The sequence below is a fragment of the Streptomyces sp. NPDC043680 genome (genome assembly GCF_056436685.1).
On sequence record NZ_JBWKCE010000003.1, the window covers coordinates 567485 to 586805 of the forward strand.

The 19321-nt window shown below is 71.4% G+C and carries 16 protein-coding genes, 1 tRNA gene and 2 pseudogenes; 14 read left to right on the plus strand and 5 right to left on the minus strand.

Annotation, left to right across the window (positions count from 1 at the left end):
* Positions 1–88 precede the first annotated feature (88 nt).
* Positions 89–162 (plus strand) — tRNA-Thr (locus AC0666_RS09165).
* Positions 163–231: 69 nt separating this feature from the next.
* Here the strand turns inward: AC0666_RS09165 and AC0666_RS09170 are convergent.
* Complete coding sequence (locus tag AC0666_RS09170; RefSeq protein ID WP_478707366.1) at positions 232–441, minus strand: GNAT family N-acetyltransferase; 210 nt, start codon at positions 439–441, stop codon at positions 232–234.
* Positions 395–778: a hypothetical protein gene (locus AC0666_RS09175; RefSeq protein WP_478707369.1), complete on the minus strand. Its 384-nt coding sequence runs from the start codon at positions 776–778 to the stop codon at positions 395–397. The genes AC0666_RS09170 and AC0666_RS09175 overlap by 47 nt, the downstream gene beginning before the upstream one ends.
* A gap of 389 nt (positions 779–1167) precedes the next feature.
* On the opposite strand from AC0666_RS09175, the gene AC0666_RS09180 reads away from it, so the two are divergent.
* The 5 genes from AC0666_RS09180 (at position 1168) to AC0666_RS09200 (ending at position 5688) form a co-directional block, all read left to right on the plus strand.
* Positions 1168–1800, plus strand: a complete 633-nt coding sequence (locus AC0666_RS09180) for a hypothetical protein (RefSeq protein ID WP_468965577.1) — start codon at positions 1168–1170, stop codon at positions 1798–1800.
* Between the two features lie 123 nt (positions 1801–1923).
* A complete protein-coding gene (locus tag AC0666_RS09185) occupies positions 1924–3174 on the plus strand; it encodes a serine hydrolase domain-containing protein (protein WP_468965576.1) in 1251 nt (416 codons plus the stop codon).
* Positions 3175–3269: 95 nt separating this feature from the next.
* Positions 3270–3797 carry a GNAT family N-acetyltransferase gene (locus tag AC0666_RS09190; RefSeq protein WP_468965574.1) on the plus strand — a complete coding sequence of 176 codons (528 nt, stop codon included), beginning with the start codon at positions 3270–3272 and terminating at the stop codon, positions 3795–3797.
* A gap of 80 nt (positions 3798–3877) precedes the next feature.
* Positions 3878–4390, plus strand: a complete 513-nt coding sequence (locus tag AC0666_RS09195) for a SigE family RNA polymerase sigma factor (protein ID WP_468584035.1) — start codon at positions 3878–3880, stop codon at positions 4388–4390.
* 56 nt (positions 4391–4446) lie between these two features.
* Complete coding sequence (locus AC0666_RS09200) at positions 4447–5688, plus strand: hypothetical protein (RefSeq protein WP_478707339.1); 1242 nt, start codon at positions 4447–4449, stop codon at positions 5686–5688.
* Between the two features lie 5 nt (positions 5689–5693).
* Here AC0666_RS09200 and AC0666_RS09205 read toward each other — a convergent pair whose 3' ends face one another.
* Positions 5694–7364 (minus strand): bifunctional 3'-5' exonuclease/DNA polymerase, encoded by a 1671-nt coding sequence (locus tag AC0666_RS09205; RefSeq protein ID WP_468965570.1) that lies wholly within the window; start codon positions 7362–7364, stop codon positions 5694–5696.
* A gap of 706 nt (positions 7365–8070) precedes the next feature.
* On the opposite strand from AC0666_RS09205, the gene AC0666_RS09210 reads away from it, so the two are divergent.
* Entirely contained in the window at positions 8071–9243 is a 1173-nt protein-coding gene (locus AC0666_RS09210) for a DUF2786 domain-containing protein (protein ID WP_478707340.1), read from the plus strand.
* A 233-nt stretch (positions 9244–9476) separates the two neighbouring features.
* Positions 9477–9692: a DUF397 domain-containing protein gene (locus AC0666_RS09215; protein ID WP_051696354.1), complete on the plus strand. Its 216-nt coding sequence runs from the start codon at positions 9477–9479 to the stop codon at positions 9690–9692.
* Between the two features lie 122 nt (positions 9693–9814).
* Here AC0666_RS09215 and AC0666_RS09220 read toward each other — a convergent pair whose 3' ends face one another.
* Positions 9815–10312, minus strand: coding sequence for an ATP-binding protein (locus tag AC0666_RS09220; RefSeq protein ID WP_468584041.1), 498 nt, complete (start codon positions 10310–10312; stop codon positions 9815–9817).
* 317 nt (positions 10313–10629) lie between these two features.
* Between AC0666_RS09220 and AC0666_RS09225 the strand changes: the two genes are divergently transcribed.
* The 6 genes and pseudogenes from AC0666_RS09225 to AC0666_RS09250 form a co-directional block, all read left to right on the plus strand.
* The gene (locus AC0666_RS09225; protein ID WP_468584043.1) at positions 10630–11508 is read left to right on the plus strand and encodes a helix-turn-helix domain-containing protein; all 879 of its coding nucleotides are present in this window, start codon (positions 10630–10632) and stop codon (positions 11506–11508) included.
* An 89-nt stretch (positions 11509–11597) separates the two neighbouring features.
* On the plus strand, positions 11598–13055 hold the full coding sequence (locus AC0666_RS09230) for an aldehyde dehydrogenase family protein (RefSeq protein WP_468965565.1): 1458 nt from the start codon (positions 11598–11600) through the stop codon (positions 13053–13055).
* 85 nt (positions 13056–13140) lie between these two features.
* A pseudogene (mrdA, locus tag AC0666_RS09235) lies at positions 13141–15210 on the plus strand (penicillin-binding protein 2); the annotation flags it as partial.
* A 154-nt stretch (positions 15211–15364) separates the two neighbouring features.
* Positions 15365–15877, plus strand: a complete 513-nt coding sequence (locus tag AC0666_RS09240; protein ID WP_468584046.1) for a DinB family protein — start codon at positions 15365–15367, stop codon at positions 15875–15877.
* Positions 15878–15961: 84 nt separating this feature from the next.
* Complete coding sequence (locus tag AC0666_RS09245) at positions 15962–16720, plus strand: MerR family transcriptional regulator (RefSeq protein WP_478707341.1); 759 nt, start codon at positions 15962–15964, stop codon at positions 16718–16720.
* A gap of 152 nt (positions 16721–16872) precedes the next feature.
* Positions 16873–17532 (plus strand): annotated as a pseudogene (locus AC0666_RS09250) (DedA family protein); the annotation flags it as partial.
* Positions 17533–17612: 80 nt separating this feature from the next.
* On the opposite strand, the gene AC0666_RS09255 reads toward AC0666_RS09250, so the two are convergent.
* Positions 17613–19259: a threonine/serine exporter family protein gene (locus AC0666_RS09255; RefSeq protein ID WP_468965560.1), complete on the minus strand. Its 1647-nt coding sequence runs from the start codon at positions 19257–19259 to the stop codon at positions 17613–17615.
* Positions 19260–19321 lie beyond the last annotated feature (62 nt).

The following is a 19321-nucleotide window of genomic DNA, read 5'->3' on the forward strand; positions in this document are numbered from 1 at the left end:
GGTTCGGGGCACCCCGTTCGAGCCTGTAGACTTGGCGCCGCTGCTGATGAGCACTCCCTCCCAAGGGAATACTTGTCGGACCAGCGGTGCCGCCTTAGCTCAGTTGGCCAGAGCAACGCACTCGTAATGCGTAGGTCTCGGGTTCGAATCCCGAAGGCGGCTCTGTAGAAGCCCCAGGACTCACTCGCCGTGACCTGGGGCTTTTGCTATTTCCGGGGAAGGGTCCCGTGATCAGAGGGGGGCGAGGACCATGAGGACCTCGTCGCGGGTGTCGTCGGGTGAGAGTCGGAGGGCTCCGGGCCAGCGGCCGATCTCGCGCCATCCGAGCCGTCCGTAGAAGTCCTCAAGCCCCTCGCCTCCCCTGGCGGCGAGATGGAGCTGCTCCAGACCCAGCTCATCGCGGGCGATCTTCCGGAGCTCCTGGACGAGGGCGGCGCCGATGCCTCGGCCGCGCCGGTCGGGGGTGGATCTGGAGGTGGTGAACGGTGCCCCAGTGCTGGACGAGCCGGTAGGGGTCGCGGTTGAGGACGACCCATCCGGCGAGCGCGCCCCCGGCCTTGGCGATGAGGAGCCGGCTCTGTTGCGGGTCGAGTCGGCCGACGACCTTGTCCGCAACAGGCTCGACGTCGTGAGCGCCGACAGGGGGGAAGGGGAATCCGGCGGCGCCGCCCGCGTTGGCGACAGCGATCCAGCAGTCGATCAGCTCGCGCCGGAGTCCGGGGGTGACGTCGCGCGGGTCGGTGATCTGGACGAGGTCGAGGGCGCGTTCGTGCGGCATGAGAGGGAGCATGTCATGCGGTGCCGCCGGCGGAGCGTGCGTTCGGACCGGCGCCGGGGGAGAGCCCTTGACGTGCGGGCCTTGCCGTTCGCGGTGACCGTGCGGGCCGGTTCGGCGACCGTGTTCGGGCGGGGCGGCGGGGCCTCGACGAGGACTGGCCGGTCGCCGACTCGCCTGCGGGCAAGCGCAGGTGACGACGTGTCGGACCCGACCGGGGGCCGGTCCGGGCGCTGCGAAAAGATGGGGGTCCGTCCCAAGAGGCGGACGGCCCCGCCCCGCCGCGGCGGGTGCCGACCGGCGCGCGGCCACGACACCGCGTGACCCGGATCGTCCGACGAACCGTCCGGCTGCACCAGACAGCACCAGGCATCACCAGGAGGCATCACCCCGTGGAAGAGACCACCCCCCGCCCCGTGTTCCGCACCCGACGCGAGCAACTCCGCAACGGGGGCAGGGGGTCCCTGATCGGGACGGCCTTCGGCCTGATGTGGTTCGCCCTGGGCCAGGCCGCCGTCGAGGGCTCCGCCCGGCCGGCCGTGCTGGCGGCCGGGCTGGTCCTGCTCGCCGCGAGCATCGGCGGGGTCGTCCACCTCTTCCGTGCGGCCGCGCGCACCCCCGCCGAGCAGCAGGGTGCGCCGGTGGTGCCGGGCGGTGACGGGCCGCGGTTCATGACCGTCGTGATCGTGGAGGCCATCGTCCTCGGGGTCGGCAACAACTACGTGCGCACCGGGCTGCACCGCCCCGAACTCATGCTGTCCTGGTCGGCGTTGGTCGTGGGCGCGCACTTCTTCCCGATGGCCCGCACCCTGCGTGCCCCGATGCTCCGGGTGATCGGCGGTTTGATGATCGCCACCGTCCCCGTCGCGGCCCTGGCCTCGCTGGTGCCGGGGGCGCCGGACGCCGTCTGGCAGGCCGTACCGGGCCTCGGCTGCGCGGCCGTGCTCTGGGCGGGGGCCGTGTACACGGCCGTACGCGCGGGCCGTACGCCCGGGGAAGACGGCGTGGCGACGACGTCGGCCTGACCCGCCGGCAGGGCGGTGACCCTGCGCAACCGGCCGGCGTACTCGTCCCGGCTCGCCCGCCGGGCGGAGCCGGGCTAGCTTGGGAAGGCTGGACCCCAGTGGTTCGTGTGGCAGGAGGTCGGCATGACGACACGCTTGCGCAGAGTTGCGGTGGGGGTGGCCGCGGTGGGCTTGGTGGTGGCGGCCCTCGGGGCGGGCCCGGGACACGCCTTGGACCAGCCGACGCCCCCCGAGCCCTCGGCCCCGGCCACGGCTTCGGCGAAGCCCTCGGCCCCGGACTTCGATTCCGACTCCGAGTTCCCGCAGCTCACGCCCGCGATGGCGCAGAAGTTGGATGACGCCGTCCGCAAGGTGATGAGCGACGCCAAGGTGCCCGGGGTGATGGTGTCCCTGTCGGCGCCCGGCAAGGGCGCGTACGTGCGGACCTTCGGCGTCGCCGACAAGTCCACCAAGGCGCCCATGACCACCGACATGTACGTGCGGATCGGCAGCGAGACCAAGACCTTCACCGTGACCGCCATGCTGGAGCTGGTGGACGACGGGAAGCTCGGTCTGGACGACCCGATCGGCAAGTACGTGCAGGGCGTCCCCAACGGGGACCGGATCACCCTGCGTCAGCTGGCCGAGATGCGGAGCGGGCTGTTCAGCTACTCCGAGGACGAGGGCTTCTACAAGGCCCTGACGACCAATCCGAAGCGGCCGTTCACGCCGCAGGAACTGCTCGCGTACGCCTTCAAGCACCCGGTCATGTTCGAGCCGGGCGCCAAGTTCTTCTACTGCAACACGAACCTGATCCTGCTGGGACTGGTCGTGGAGAAGGTGAGCGGGCAGAAGCTGGCCGACTTCATCCACGAGGAAGTGGTGAAGCCCGCCGGACTGACGCACACGATCTTCCCTGCCGGCGCGGAGTTCCCCGAGCCGCACCCGCAGGGCTACACCGACCAGACCGCCTCCGGGAAGGTCGAGAACGCGACCGACTGGAACCCCTCCTGGGGCTGGGCCGCCGGAGCGATGATCTCCGACCTCGGTGACCTGCGGAAGTGGGCCAAGGTCCTGGCCACCGGTGAGCTGCTGAAGCCCGCCACCCAGGCCGAGCGGCTGAAGGTCCTGCCGGCGGCCAACATGCCCGACGCCGGCTACGGCCTCGGCATCTTCAAGGTCAACGGCTGGATCGGGCACAACGGCTCGCTGCCGGGCTACGAGTCGCTGACCATCTACCTGCCCGAATCCCAGGCCACGTTGGTGGTGCTGCTCAACACCGACATCCTCTCGGCGGGTTCGGAACCCAGCACACTGTTCGGCGAGGCCATCACCAGGACCGTCACCCCGGACCACGTCTTCAGTCTCCCCGCCCAGCCCGTCACCGGGCACTGAGGGCCCTCACCGCCCGAGCCGGGCCGCCGCCGCTGTGAGAGCGTGCGGCGGCCCGCGCACAATGGAGGCCGCACGGGTCGGAGAAGGAGACGTACATGGAGAGCGCGAACAGCACGGAGAGCGCGGCGGGCACGGAGAGCCGGGGGCTCGACGGCGTGGTGGTGCGCACCGCGACGAAGGACGATGTCGACACGGCGGCGACGCTGTTCCGCGGGTACCTGGACTTCTACGAGGTGACCGTCCAGGACCCGGATCTGCCCCGTGCCTTCCTGGCGGAGCGGATCGCACGCGACGAGTCGCTGGTGCTGCTGGCCGACCTGCCCGGTGACGAGGCCGGCACCGTCGGATTCGCCCAGGTCTACCGCACCTTCGCGTCGCTGTCCCTGCGGCCGATGTGGATCCTCAGCGACCTGTACGTCGCCCCGGCCGGCCGTCGCAGCGGCGCGGGCCGGGCGCTGCTGCGCGAGGTGCTGCGCCGCGCGAAGGAGGCCGGGGTGGCCGGCGTACAGCTGGAGACCGCGTACGACAACCACATCGCGCAGGGGCTCTACGAGGCGGAGGGTTTCGAGCGCGAGGAGTTCCACATCTACTTCCACGGACTCCAGGGCCTCCGGGGGCTCTGACGGGGGGCGGTGCCAGGGCGGTGAAACATTTCTGCACCGCCATCGCGTCAGTGGGGTGAGACGGGCGCGAGGGGGAGTACATGCGGCAGGGGCGCAGGGACGGGTTCCGTGAATTCGCCGAAGACAGGTCCGGGCCGCTGTACCGGTCGGCCTGTCTGCTGGCGAGCGGGGACACCCACCTCGCGGAGGATCTGGTCCAGGAGACCCTGGGCCGGATGTACCTGCTCTGGGGCAGGATCTCCCGTATCGACAATCCGGCCGCCTACGCGCAGATGGTCCTCGTACGGAGCTTCCTGACGCAGCGGCGCCGCCGTTCGGCCCGCGAGCGCCCGGTCGGGGACTTCCCCGAGCCGGGCGCGGCGGCCGGCGGCCCGGATCCCGAGCTGCGCCTCACGCTCCTGGACGCGTTGGGGCGGTTGGCCCCCAAGGACCGGGCGGTGCTGGTGCTGCGGTTCTGGGAGGACCGCAGCGTCGAGGAGACCGCCGACGCGATGGACGCCAGCCCGGCGGCCGTGCGGACCCGCACCTCGCGGGCCCTGTCCCGGATGCGGGAGCAACTGGGCGGTTCGCTGACGGAGTTCGTGTCCCGCTGACGCACCCTCCCGCGTGCCTCTCGCCCCTTACTACTCGGTGGAAGGTCTGGTTCCCCATGCCCTTTGAAGATGACCTCGGCGAAGCCCTGCGCCGCGCGGGGGACGGTTTCACGGCCGACCGGCGCGCGCTCGTGGATGCCGGTGAGCAGCACGGACGCCGTCTCGTGGCCCGTCGCCGGGCCGCGGTGGTCGGCGGATCGGTGGTGGCCCTGGCCGTGATCGGGGCGGGGGCCGCCTACACCGGCGGCCTGTTCGACGGGGCGGGCGCCTCCGGGCCGCCCACCGTGGCCGCACCGCCCGCGCTCCCGACCGCCCCGCCGGGAGGCGAGGGCGCGGGCTCGGGGGCCGTCTCCGCCGAGCAGCTGATCGGCGTCCTCAAGCAGCTGCTGCCGGGCGGCAGCCTCTCGGAGACGGAGGCCCGCGGCACCGGTGAGCCCGTTCCCCCGATGGTCTCCGCGGTCTACGACGACGGTCAGGGCAAGGCGGCTGTCGGTATCGGGCTCTCCCGCGTGGACCCGAAGGACGAGGCCACCGCGCAGGCGGTGGCCTGCCCCGACAAGAACCTCGTCGACTTCGACGGCTGCACCGCCCGGACGCTCGCCGACGGTGCGAAACTCCTGGTCTTCCAGGGCTACGAGTACCCGGACCGCCGCGTGCCCACGAAGCTGTGGCGGGCCACGCTGGTCACCCCGGAGGGCTACCAGGTTGACGTGCAGGAGTGGAACGCGCCGGCCGAGAAGGGCAAGCCGGTGTCCCGCACCAACCCGCCGTTCGACCCGGAGCAGTTGCAGGCGCTGGTGACCTCCCCGCTGTGGCACCCCGCCCTGGCCGACATGCCGGCGGCCGCACCGGTGGGCCACCAGACCTCCCCGTCGTCCGGGGTGGCGGACGCCGGAGCGGTCCTGCAGTCCCTGCTGCCGGGCGGCGGCATCACGGTCGTGAGCAAGGGCGGCCGACAGGACTACGGGTACGTCGTACTCGACGACGGCAAGGGCGCATCCCTCGTCGAGGCCAACGTGCAGTCGCACATGGGTGAGCTGCTCGCCGGTCATTTCACCGGGCCCGGGATCACGGTCCTGCCCGACGGCACCAAGGTCGCGGCGGAGCAGAAGGCCGGGGAGAAGGGCGGCCGGGGCGTGGTGTGGTGGAGCGTGGACGTCCTGCGCCCGGACGGTCGGCGCGTGGTGGTATCCGCCTTCAACACCGGCAACCAGAACAAGCCGGCGACCCGGGACGAGCCCGTCCTCACTCTGGAGCAGCTCAGGAAGATCGCGCTCGACCCGAAGTGGCTGGGCTGAGCGGACTATTTGGCGTCCGCGTAGCACTCCACAACCGCGGTCGTGAACGGGAACCGGACCGGGGTGTCGCCGAAGGCGATCCGGCCGGCCCGGTCAGAGGCGGCCCGGATCGCCTCGGTGACGGCGCCTGCCTCCTCGGCCGGGCAGTGCACGATCACCTCGTCGTGCTGGAAGAACACCAGCTCGGCCCGCAGCCCGGCGGCGGCGATGGCCTGGCGCAGGGCCGCGAGCAGCAACAGCGCCCAGTCGGCGGCGCTGCCCTGGACGACGAAGTTGCGGGTGAACCGGCCGCGGGCCCGGGTGTTGGTGGAGGCGTAGCTCGGCGTCCAGGCGTCCTCCCGGTCCTGGGGGATGCCCGCCTCGCCGTCTTCGGCGGCGCCGGCGGGCGGCGGGCAGGTGCGGCCGAGCCAGGTCCGTACGAGGCGGCCCTCCTCGCCCGCCTTGGCCGCGTCGTCCACGTACGCCACGGCGCGGGGGAAGCGGCGGCGGAGCGCGGCCAGGTTCTTCAGGCCGTCCCCGGAGGTCTGGCCGTAGACGGCGCCGAGGACGGCGAGCTTGGCCATGTCCCGGTCACCGGAGAAGCCCTGGCGGGAGATGGCGGTGTAGAGGTCCTCGGGGCGCCCGGCCACCTCCATGAAGGCCGGGTCGCGGGAGATCGCGGCCAGGACGCGCGGCTCCATCTGGTCGGCGTCGGCGACGACGAGCCGCCAGCCGGGATCGGCGATGACGGCCCGGCGGATCACCTTGGGGATCTGCAGGGCGCCGCCGCCCTTGGTCACCCAGCGGCCCGTGAGGGTCCCGCCGGGGACGAACTCGGGGCGGAAGCGGCCGTCGCGCACCCAGTCCTGGAGCCAGCCCCAGCCGTGGGCGGTGTAGATCCGGTACAGCTTCTTGTACGTGAGGAGGGGCTCCACGGCGGGGTGGTCCAGCTCCTGGATCTCCCAGCGGCGGGTGGACTTCAGCCGGATCCCGGCCTCGGCGAAGGCCTTGACGACGTCGGCGGGCAGCTCGGGGCGCACGCGCCGGCCGAAGGCGGCGGAGATCTCGTCGGCCAGCTCGGCGAGCCGGCGGGGCTCCCCGCCGCCGGCGTAGCGCTCGCCGAGGAGCTCGGTGAGCAGGGCGCGGTGCACGTCGGCCCGCCAGGGCAGGCCGGCGCGGTTCATCTCGGCGGCGACGAGGAACGCGGCGGACTCGGCGGCCGCCAGCAGGCGCATGCGGTCGGGGTGGACGGTGGCGGCGAGGCGCCGGGCCTGGTCCTCGTGGACGGCGATGAGCGCGTCCAGGGGCAGGGGTGCGGCGGGCCGTGCCTCGAAGAGGGGGCTCTGGGCGGTGGGCGCGGTGGCGCGCTGCGGGGGGTCGGGGGGTACGGGGGCGTTGGTGAGCCGGGCCCAGGCGGCCGCTGCGGAGCGGGGTTCGCCGGAGCGGCCCTCGTGGGCGAGGAGGAGGAGCTCGGTGTTCTCGATGTCGTGGCACCGCTCGACGCGGAGCCCTGCGGTGAGCAGACGGGGGTACACGGCGGCGGTGGACCGCCAGACCCACCGGGTCCCGGCGGGCGCGGCCCGCACCGCCTCGGCGGGATCCCGCACGCCGATCGGCGGGCCGCCGGTGAGGGGGCCGGCCTGCCAGTGGCCGTCGCCGTCCTCGGCGAGGGCCCAGCGGGGGGTGCGGTCGCTCATGCATGCGAGTCTCCCACCCGCCTCCGACAACGCCCCGCCTCCGCGCCGGTGCCGGGCCTCAATCGCCGGCGGGCTGTATGTGCCGCGCACCGGCTGATCGGGCCGGCCCGCACCCGGGTCCCGTTGCGTGTGCGGCGCCGTTGCCGGGGGCCAGCCCCCGGGCCCCCGCGCCTCAAACGCCGGCGGGGCTGGATTTGGCCCGCGCCGCATCGCGGGGGCGGGGCGGATTGGGCCCGTGCCTGATCGCAAAGGCGGGGCTGGATCGGCGGGCCCGTGCCTGATCGCAGGGGCGAGGCTGGATTGGGACCGTGCTGCATCGCAAGGGCGGAAGGGGATCCGGTCGGCCATCGGCGGGTGGGGTGGGGACACTGCGGTGGTGAGTCGAGGATGAGCGGTCACCGCCGAGTCCGTTCCTGATGCGGCCAGGATCCGCGAGTCGAGACGAACTTCCGGAGTGGCCCCGCCCCGCCACAGGCCGGTCCCGCTCAGCGGCACCCCGGCCCGTTGTCCGGGCATCGCACCGGGCCCGCCTCCCGCCCCGGACTCGCCTCCGCCCCCGGCTCAGGATCCCGCCCCGCCTGGCCGCGAACCCCGCCCCCGCCCCGCGGCGAAGCCCGCCCCCGCCCCGGCGGCGCCCCCCCCCGACGGCGAGGCCCCCCGCCCCCGCCCCCCGCGCCCCGTCCCCGCGGCGTGTCAAGCTGAGGGGGTGAGAGAGATCGTCGGGCGGGCCTGTGAGGTCGCCCTTTACGTGGCGGACGACAGCGGCCTGGACAGCGGGGCTTCGTTGCTCGTCTCCGAGCCCGGGCGGTGGGGGGACGTCGGGCGGGAGTTGCTCGGGCGGGGGGAGACGTACGTGCGGCAGGCCTGGGAGCGGGGTTGGCAGCCCGCCGACGTGCTCCGGCTCGTCCGCCGCGACCTCGACGACCGGCACGTGCGGATCACCCGCGACCTCATCGCCGCCGAGGCCCGCCGCTACGCCCGCCTCCCCGAGCGCTGGACCGACGCCGAGGTCTGGTGGGGCGAGGACCCGCAGTACGGGGAGCGGCTCGTGCAGCGGGAGCGGGCCGACCGGTTCAGCCTGGCCACCGCCCTGCTGGAGGTGTTCCGGCTGCTGATACGGCTGCCCTCCATCGAGCCGGTGGCCCCCGCCCCCGGGGACCCGGCCGCCGACACCCTCCACGGGCACGCCCACATCGAGCCCCGCATGCTCGCCCGGATCCGCGCCCTGCTGGCCAAGGCCGAGGCCACCACCTTCCCCGAGGAGGCGGAGGCCCTCAGCGCCAAGGCCCAGGAGCTGATGGCCCGGCACACCGTCGACGAGGCCCTGCTCGCCGCCCGCGGCGAGCGTCCGGCCCAGGTCCCCGGGGCCTGCCGGATCGGGGTCGACCCGCCGTACGAGGAGGCCAAGGCGGTGCTGCTCGACGCCGTGGCCGGCGCCAACCGCTGCCGGGCCGTGTGGAACAGCGGCTTCGGTTTCTCCACGGTGGTCGGCTTCGAGAGCGACCTGGAGGCCGTCGAGCTGCTCTACACCTCCCTCCTCGTGCAGGGCACGGCCGCCATGACCCGGGCCGAGGCGGCACAGCGCTCCGGCGGCCGCAAGCGGACCAAGACGTTCCGGCAGTCCTTCCTGCTCGCCTACGCCAGCCGCCTCGGCCAGCGCCTCGCCGAGACCGCCGAGCACACGGCGACCGAGGCCCCGGACCACCTGCCGGCCCTGGTGGCCCGCGACGTCGCCGTGACGGCCCGCGCGGACGAGATGTTCCCCCGGACCACCACGACCCGCCTGCGCGGGGCCTCCGACCACGCGGGCTGGACCGACGGCACCGCCGCCGCCGACCGGGCCCACATGGGCGGACGCCGCCGCCCGCTGCCCGGATAGGCGCTCCCCGAAGCCGTACGCTCGGCCCCGGGAGCCGGCTGCGGGCGCCGAACCGGCGGCCGCCGGACCCGCTCGAAGAGGTCTCCGGGAGGCTCCGGACCTGAGCTGTGATCAGCTCGGCACTGCGCGTGCACGTGCATCTGCCCATGCAGCTGCCAGTGAACACAGCTATGATCCAGTGCAGTTGACATCTGCACTATCGGGGGCTTCCTGTGGACCACGCGTACAACGGGATGGCAGCTGCAGAACTCGACGGAGTGACCTGGCAGAAGAGCAGACACAGCAACTCGCAAGGTTCCTGTGTGGAGTTCGCGAAGCTGCCGGGCGGTGCCGTCGCCGTGCGCAACTCGCGCTTCCCGGACGGACCGGCGCTCGTCTACACGCCGGCCGAGATAGAAGCGCTGCTGCTGGGTGTCAAGGACGGCGAGTTCGACCACCTCATCGCCTGAGGAACAGCGCACTGATCAAGCCGTTCACGTGCACTGGCCGGGACCGATCGCAGCGATCGGTCCCGGCCAGTCGTCGTATTTCCGCCCGGTCGTGCCCGGCGTTCGCGCTCCTAGTCGCGCTCCTAGTCGTGGAGCATGAACAGCGCCCACACCACCTTGCCGGTCAGCCGTCCCGCGAGCGGGTGCCAGCCCCAGCTGTCGCTGTAGGAGTCCACGAGGAACAGCCCGCGCCCCGACTCCAGGTCGCAGTTCTCCTCCGTGTGCTCCGGTGTGAACGACCCGCCCGGGCGGTCCTCGCTCGGGTCCCGCACGGCGCACACCAGCCGGGTGCTCCACCGCATCAGGTGCAGGCGTACCGCGGCCTCCGGCTCGCCCGCCGCCACGGCCCGGGGGCGCGTGTCCTCGGGCAGGGCGTGGCGCAGCGCGTTGGTGACGAGTTCGGAGACCACCAGGGCCACGTCGTCGAAGCGCTCGTCCAGGCCCCACTGGGACAGCGTCGAACGGGTGAAGGAGCGCGCCCCGCGCACCGCCTCGAAGCGGGCGGGCAGGGCGCAGGAAGCGGACCCGGAGACAGCCGTGGGGTCGACCGGGGGAAGCCCCTGCCGTAACGGCTCGAGCATGGTCGATCCATTCGTCCCCATGCGAGGCACTCCCGGGATTCGAAAGAACTGCGGGGCACGCAGGTGCGCGGCACCATCGTTCCGAATGCCGAAGCCGGATGCAAGGGCAGATGCACGTGCACGCGCCGGACCTGTCCCCTCCCGTGATGGTTCTTGCTCATTTCTTCCTACGCATACTTACGGACTTCTTTTGCGGCAGCCGGGATTCCGTTACAGAACGAGTACGGGCCGATGCGTTTTGGTGGCAGACTTCGGCCCCTGGGGTACGGGGGTCCCAGCGACGCACACCACCGCGCAGACCACGCGCAGACATTGCGATGGGGAGGGCAGGACTAGTGACCGCAGAAGCCAGCGGTTCCGTGGTGCGCCGCATCCTCCTGGGCTCGCAGCTCAGGCGACTCCGAGAATCCCGCGGCATCACCCGTGAGGCGGCCGGCTACTCGATCCGCGCATCCGAATCGAAGATCAGCCGCTTGGAGTTGGGAAGGGTGAGCTTCAAGGCAAGAGACGTAGAGGACCTCCTGACGCTCTACGGGGTCACGGACGGCGCCGAGCGCGAGTCCCTGCTGGGACTGGTCCGCGAGGCCAACGCGGCCGGTTGGTGGCACAGTTACGGCGACGTGCTGCCCGGGTGGTTCCAGACGTACATCGGTCTGGAGGGGGCGGCCTCGCTCATCCGGATCTACGAAGTCCAGTTCGTGCACGGCCTCTTGCAGACCGAGGCCTACGCCCAGGCCGTCGTCAGCCGCGGCATGCCCGGCGCCTCGAAGGCCGAGATCGACCGCCGCGTCGCGCTGCGCCTGGAGCGCCAGAAGGTCCTGGTCTCCGAGAACGCCCCGGTCTTCCACGCCGTCCTCGACGAGGCCGCCCTGCGCCGCCCCTACGGCGACCGCGCCGTCATGCGCGGCCAGCTGGAGCACCTCATCGAGGTCTCCCAGCGTCCCAACGTCCAGCTCCAGGTGATGCCCTTCTCCTTCGGCGGACACGCGGGCGAGAGCGGAGCCTTCACCCTGCTGCGCTTCCCGGAGTCCGACCTCCAGGACATCGTCTATCTGGAACAGCTGACCAGCGCCCTCTACCTGGACAAGGACGAGGAAGTGGGGCAGTACGAGAGGGCCATGGAACGGCTCCAGGCCGACTGCCCGGACCCCGACAGCACGCGGGATCTTCTCCGCGGACTTCTCCAACTGTCTTGATTCGCACGTAGTATGACGTCTGATCAGTGCATGATGACCGATCGGTCTCCGGTGCAGCGCACGGGCGCGCGCTCGCAGTAAGGGATGGCATGTCCATATTCACCGACGTGGCCCACCAGTACATAGACGGCGAATGGCTGGCCGGCACCGGTTCGTGGGACATCATCGACGTCAACCCGTACAACGGGGAGAAGCTCGCGGCCATCACCGTGGCCACCGTCGAGCAGGTCGACCAGGCCTACCGCGGCGCCGAGCGCGCCCAGAGAGACTGGGCGGCCACCAGCCCCTACGCCAGACGCGCGGTCCTGGAGCGCGCCCTGCGGGTGACCGAGCAGCGCGAGAAGGAGATCATCGAGGCGATGATCGACGAGCTCGGCGGGACCCGTCCCAAGGCCGAGTACGAGGTCTACCTCGCCAAGGAGTTCCTCCGCGAGTCGATCCAGCTGGCCATCCGTCCCGAGGGCCGGATCGTGGCCTCGCCCGTCGAGGGCAAGGAGAACCGGATCCAGCGCCTCCCGGTCGGCGTCGTCACCGTGATCAGCCCGTTCAACTTCCCCTTCCTGGTCACCCTGAAGTCGGTCGCCCCGGCCCTCGCGCTGGGCAACGCCGTGGTGATCAAGCCGAACCAGAACGCGCCCGTGGTCGGCGGCGGGGTCATCGCCAAGATCTTCGAGGAGGCGGGGCTGCCCGCCGGGCTCCTCAACGTGCTGGTCACCGACATAGCGGAGATAGGCGACGCGCTCCTGACGCACCCCGTCCCCAAGGTCATATCCTTCGCCGGCTCCGACCGGGTCGGCCGGCACGTCGGCGCCGTGGCGGCCCGGCACTTCAAGCGCACGGTCCTGGAGCTCAGCGGCAACAGCGCCCTCGTCGTCCTGGACGACGCCGATGTCGACTACGCGGTGGACGCCGCGGTGTTCAGCCGCTTCGTCTACCAGGGCCAGGTCTGTATGGCCGCCAACCGCATCCTGGTCGACGCCGCGGTCGCCGACGAGTTCACCGCAAAGTTCACCGCCCGCGTGCGCGGCCTCAAGACCGGCGACCCGCGCGAGGCCGACACCCACATCGGCCCGCTGATCAACTCCTTCCAGGCCGACGCCCTGACCGCCCTCGTCGACCAGGCGGTGGCGGACGGGGCGCGGGCCCTCGTGCACGGGTCTACGCGCGGCAACCTGGTGGAGCCGAGCGTGCTGACCGGCATCCCCGAGGACTCCCCCCTGCTGGGCCAGGAGATCTTCGGCCCGGTGGCGCTGCTGGTGGTCTTCGACGGCGAGGAGGAGGCCGTACGGCTGGCCAACGCGACCCCGTACGGGCTCAGCGGGGCCGTCCACACCCGGGACGTCGAGCGCGGCGTCCGCTTCGCCCAGCGGATCGAGACCGGCATGATCCACGTCAACGACTCCACCATCGGGGACGAGCCGCTGGCCGCCTTCGGCGGGGAGAAGGCGTCGGGACTGGGCCGGCTGAACGGCGAGGCGACCGTCGAGGCCTTCACCACCCAGAAGTGGATCTCGGTCCAGCACGGCCGCAGCAGCTTCCCCTTCTGACCCACAGGCACCTCACTCCCCACAGACCCCTCACCCCTAGACTCGACCGGGACAGCGGCAGGCAGCGTTCCGGGGGAGACCTGAGTTGAGCAACATTCCGGAGACGGGGCGCACGCCCCGGGTCCAGAACCGCCTCGTCATCATCCAGGTGGTCGTCTTCTCGCTGCTGCTCACCCTCGGCGGCCGCCTCTGGTACCTCCAGATACGCAACGGCCAGGAGTACACGGACGAGGCGAAGAACAACCACGTCCAGCAGGTGGTCCAGCCCGCCGTGCGCGGCTCGATCCTGGACGCCCGCGGGGTCCCGCTCGCCGACAACGAGACCCGCATGGTCGTCTCGGCCAGCCGCACCGACCTCACGAAGATGAAGGACCGGGGCAAGGACGTCCTGACCCGGCTCGCCGGCGTCCTGGGCCTGAACCCCGAGGACGTGGTCAACAGCGTCCGCCTGTGCGACGCCAAGACCCCCAAGCCCTGCTGGAACGGCTCCCCGTACCAGCCGATCCCCATCACCGACGAGGCGACCACCGACCAGGTGCTGGAGATAAGGGAGCACGCCGAGCAGTTCCCGGGCATCACCGCCGAGCCGACCGCCCTGCGCCGGTACGCCGGGCCCGACGGGGCGAACACCTCGCAGGTGCTCGGCTACCTCTCCCCGGTCACCGACGCGGAGATCACCAAGGCCAAGAAGACTGACTCCCCGTACCTGCGCTCCGACCAGGTGGGCCGCTCGGGCCTGGAGCGCACGTACGACAAGGAGCTGCGCGGCAAGGCGGGCATCACCCGCTACGAGGTGGACAACCTCGGGCGGGTCATCGGGCAGGCCCAGGCCGACAAGCCCACGCCCGGCGCGAACATCGTGACCTCGATCGACTCGCGCGTGCAGGCGGTGGCCGAGCGCGAGCTCAACAACGCGATGGTCGAGGCCCGCAAGACGTACGACAAGAACACGCACAAGAACTACGAGGCCGACTCCGGCGCGGTCGTGGTCATGGAGGCCAAGACGGGCCGGATCGTCGCCATGGCCTCCAACCCGACCTACGACCCGAACGCGTGGGTCGGCGGCATCTCCGCCAAGGACTACGCCGCGCTCACCGACAAGGAATCCAACTACCCGCTGCTCAACCGGGCGATCCAGGGCCAGGCCGCCCCCGGCTCGATCTTCAAGGTCGTCTCGTCCACGGCCGCGGTCAACGCCGGCTACCCCTTCAACGGCCGGTACGGCTGCCCCAGCTCCTACTCGGTCGGCAGCCAGACCTTCACCAACTTCGAGTCCCAGGGCTACGGCGACATCACCATCGGCCGCGCCCTGGAGGTCTCCTGCGACACCGTCTACTACGCGATCGCCGACAAGGAGTGGAAGAAAGACGGCGGGATCAACCCGAAGAAGGAGCCGAGCGACTGGTTCTTCAAGACGGCCCACCAGTTCGGCCTGGGCAAGCCCACCGGCGTCGACCTCCCCAACGAGGTGGCCGGGCGCGTCCCCGACCGCCAGTGGAAGAAGGACTTCTTCGAGGCGAACAAGGCCGCCTGGTGCCGCGACGGCAAGAAGGACGGCAGCTTCGCCGAGAAGATCGCCTACGAGAACTGCCGCCAGGGCAACCAGCTGCGCGAGGGCGACGCGATCAACTACTCGATCGGGCAGGGCGACACGCTGGTCACGCCGATCCAGATGGCCTCGATCTACGCCGCCATCGCCAACGGCGGCACCCTCCACCAGCCCGGCATCGGCAAGGCGATCGTCAGCGCCGACGGCACCTCGGTGAAGGAGATCGCGCCGAAGGAGCAGGGCCGACTGCCGATGGACGAGAAGCTGCGCGACGACATCGACGGCGCGCTCGCCTCCGTGGCCACGACGGGCAGCGCCGCGTGGCGGTTCGGCGGCTGGCCGCAGAAGCAGATCCCGATGCACGCGAAGACGGGCACCGCGGAGGTCCAGGGCAAGCAGACCACCTCGTGGTTCGCCTCGTACACCGAGGACTACGCGATCGTGATGACGATCTCCCAGGGCGGTACGGGCTCGGGCGCCTCGGGTCCGGCGGTCCGCAAGATCTACGAGGCGATGTACGGGCTGGACGAGAAGGGCAACCAGGACCTGGCCAAGGCGCTGCTGCCCAAGCCCCAGACGGCCCTGCCGGTGATCCGGCCGGACGGCGTCGCCCAGTAGGGGCGATCAGCGAGGCAAGAGGTCGACGAAGAGGACGTCGGCAAGAGATCGGGATTTAGGACAGGATCTGACCTCAAGGCTCAGTAGCGTGGTTCTTGTCAGCAGGAAGAACCGGAAGAACCACGGAAAAAGGCGGTTGGTCATGGCTCACCTCTCCGAAGAGATCCCGGGCGACGAGCGCGGCACCCTCCTGCTCTTCGTCGAATCCCAGCGCACGGCGATCCGCGAAGCGCTGGCCGGACTGACCGAGGAGCAGGCGGCGAGCCGTCCCAGCGCCAGCGAGCTGTCTCTCTCGGGGCTGCTCAAGCACGTGGCGGAGGTCGAGCTGGGCTGGCTGCGCATGGCGCAGCAGCGGCCCAACGAGATCCAGCGCACCGCCGAGACCTGGGGCGAGGCCTTCCGCCTCGTCGACGGCGAGAGCGTCGCGTCCGTCCAGGCCTTCTGGGAAGGGGTCACGGCGGAGCTCACGAGCTTCGTGCGGGAGCTGCCCAGCCTCGACGAAACCTTCCCGCTGCCGCCGGCGCCCTGGTTCCCCGAGAACGGCAAGGTCTCGATGCGCTGGATGCTGCTGCACCTGGTGGAGGAGTTCGCGCGGCACGCGGGCCACGCGGACGTCATCCGGGAGTCCCTGGACGGCACCAAGGCCATGGGATAGCCCCGCCCTCCCGCGGAGGACTTGCACCTCACGTGGCGTGAGGACCCAGAGTGAAGGGCGTACCCAAACAGAGGAGCGGAAACGATGGGCTACTCCGTGGGACAGGTCGCCGGATTCGCCGGGGTCACGGTGCGCACCCTGCACCACTACGACGAGATCGGCCTGCTCTCCCCGAGCAACCGCAGCACCGCAGGTCACCGGCGTTACGACGACGCCGACCTCGACCGGCTGCAGCGGATCCTGTTCTACCGGGAGCTCGGCTTCCCGCTCGAAGAGGTCGCGGTCCTGCTGGACGATCCGGACACGAACCCGAGGGAGCACCTGCGCCGGCAGCACGCCCTCCTGTCCGACCGGATCGCCCGGCTCCAGCAGATGGCCGAGGCCGTGGAGCGCGCCATGGAGGCACAGAGGATGGGCATCAATCTCACGCCCGAGGAGAAGTTCGAGGTCTTCGGGGACTTCGACCCCGACCAGTACGCGGACGAGGCGTACCAGCGCTGGGGCGACACGGACGCGTACAAGGAGTCCGCGCGCCGGACGGCGGGTTACACGAAGGAGGACTGGAAGCGCTTCCAGGACGAGGCGGACGGCATCAACCGCCGGTTCGTCGCGCTGATGGAGGCCGGTGCGGCCGCGGACTCCGGCGAGGCCATGGACCTGGCCGAGGAGCACCGCGGCTGGATCGACCGCAACTGCTACTCCTGCTCGCACGAGATGCACACCTGCCTGGGTGAGATGTACGTCGCGGACGAGCGGTTCACGGCCTACTACGACGCGATGCGCCCCGGCCTGGCGGCGTTCGTGCGGGACGCGATCGTCGCCAACGCGGTCCGCGCTGTGTAGCGACGTCCACCTGCACCGCACCTGTGAAACGGCCCTCTCCCGGTACCTGGAACCGGGCGGGGGCCGGGTGCGTTGATAATTGAGACCGCCCTCTCGTCCGCCGCACCGCCGACACCCGCGGACGCCCCCCGATCCAGGAGAGCCCGGAACTCGTGTACACCCTTGCGCTCGCCCCTGAGTGGCTGTCCCCGGACTATCTGATCTCGCACTACGGCCTGATCGGCATCCTGGTCATCGTCTTCGCGGAGTCGGGGCTGTTCGCCTTCCTGCCCGGCGACTCGCTGCTGTTCACGGCGGGCCTGCTGGTCGCGAACGGCGAGTACATCAAGCAGCCGCTGTGGCTGGTGTGCACCCTGATCGCGGCCGCCGCGGTCATCGGCGACCAGGTCGGCTACATGATCGGCAAGTTCTTCGGGCCGAAGATCTTCAACCGGCCGAAGTCGAAGCTCTTCAAGCGGGAGAACCTGGACAAGGCGCACGAGTTCATGGACAAGCACGGTCCGAAGGCCATCGTGCTCGCCCGCTTCGTCCCGATCGTCCGCACGTTCGCCCCGATGGTCGCGGGCGCCGGTTCCATGAAGTACCGCACCTTCCTGACGTACAACGTCATCGGCGGCATCGCCTGGGGTGCGGGGCTGACGGTCGCGGGCTACTGGCTCGGCCAGATCACGTTCATCAAGGAGAACGTCGAGGCGATCCTCGTCCTGATCGTCCTCCTCTCCCTCATCCCCGTGATCTTCGAGGTGCTGAAGGCCCGCAAGGAGGGCAGGGCCGCCGCGGCCGACGGCCCGCCCGTGGGCGAGCGCCGCCGCCACGCCAAGCGCTGACGGCCTGCCGCGCAGGACGCGGCCCGCGCCCCGGGACTCCGCCGGAGTCCCGGGGCGTACGTGTCTCAGAAGCCGCGGGTCCGCTTGGCCGCACGGCGCTTGGCGGCGGTCGCGGCCCCCGGGATCCGCATGAACAGCCGCGAGGTCTCCGAACCGAGGTTGACGCCGATCGCGATGGCGAGCGCGATGGCCGCGGCGTTCGTCAGCGAGCCGAGGCCCCGGTTGAGCTCGTTCTCGGCGATGAGCAGCAGCCCGTAGTACGTCGCCGAGCCGGGCAGCAGCGGCCCGATCGCGGCGGTCACGTACGGCAGGGCGGACGCGAAGCGGTAGCGGGAGAAGAGCTGCCCGAACAGGCCGACGAGGCCGGCGGCGACGGCGGTGGAGGGCACGGGCGGGATGCCGCCGGCGTAGTGGAGGGCCCCGAAGGTCACCCAGGCCACCCCGCCGTTGAGCGTCACGATCCACACGGTGGAACGTTCCTGCTGGAGCAGGATCGCGAACGTGAACACCAGCACCATCGAGGCCGCGATCTGGATCAGCGGCCGCTGGGTGATCTGGATGGCCTCCTCCGGCTTGGGCGCGGCCCCCAGCTGGAGCCCGAGGTACAGCACGGCCAGGACACCCATGATGATGCCGATGAAGAGGTACATGACCTCCAGCAGCCGGGCCGAGGCGGTGATGTAGAAGCCGGTCAGGCCGTCCTGTACGGCGGCGACCAGCGCCCGCCCGGGCAGCAGCGCGAACAGCCCGCCGGTGATCACCGCGGAGGCGAGCACGTCGATGTCGGCCAGTTTCAGGGCCACGCCGATCGCGGCGGGCGGCATCGCCGCGACGACGAACTGGTAGAACTCGGGCAGCCCGCGGCCGGCGCAGAGCCAGGCGAGCCGGTCGCCGAGCATCGCCCCGATCGCGGCCGCGAAGAAGACGACCACGCCACCGCCGACCAGGGTGGAGGCGGCCCCGGCGAGCAGCCCGGCGGCGGTCGTCAGTACCCAGGTGGGGTAGGGGTGGCGGTTGCGGCGGATCTCCGCCAGGCGCCGGTAGGCCTCCTCCAGGGAGATGTCGATCTCGGGGGCGCTGATGTCGTCCACCAGCCGGAAAACGGCCGCCAGGCGCGTGTAGTCCGTGCCGCGGCGCCGGACGGTCCGGCTCGCCGAGACCGGGTCGTCCACCAGGGAGGGCTGGTGAGTGATCGACAGCAGGGTGAAGGTGACGGTGGGCTCGCAGCGGTCCAGCCCGTACGAATGGGCCACCGCGAACATCGCGGCCTCCACGTCCTCGGCCCCCTCACCGCCCGCGAGCAGCAGTTCGCCGATGCGCAGGGTCAGGTCGAGCACGCGGCCGACGGCGGGCCCGGACTCGCTGTGCTTGTGCACGTGCTCGGGGACGGGCCGGACGTCGACCGGCATGCGCAGCATGGTGCGCATGCGGTCCTGCCAGGGGGACTCGGGCATGCGCGAGACGGGGAACCCGTGCGCGGGGGTGTAGGCGGGCGGGGAGTGCTGGGCGCTGTAGGTGGCCGGCGGCGCGAAGGCCGAGCCCTCGGGGGCGGGGGCCGGCGCCTCGAAGCCGCCGGGCACGGAGAACTCCGAGGTCGGCTGGTCGTCCTCCGGGGCCTCCGGCTCCATCCCGGGCGGCGGGGTGAAGGCGCTGTGCGCCTCGTCCGATGTCGGCTTCCGGTCTTCCGGCCCGAATCCCTCGGCCTCCGTCACGCGCCCTCCAGTCCGCCCAGCCCGGGTATCAGTATGCGGAACGCCCTCATCCGCCGCGAAGC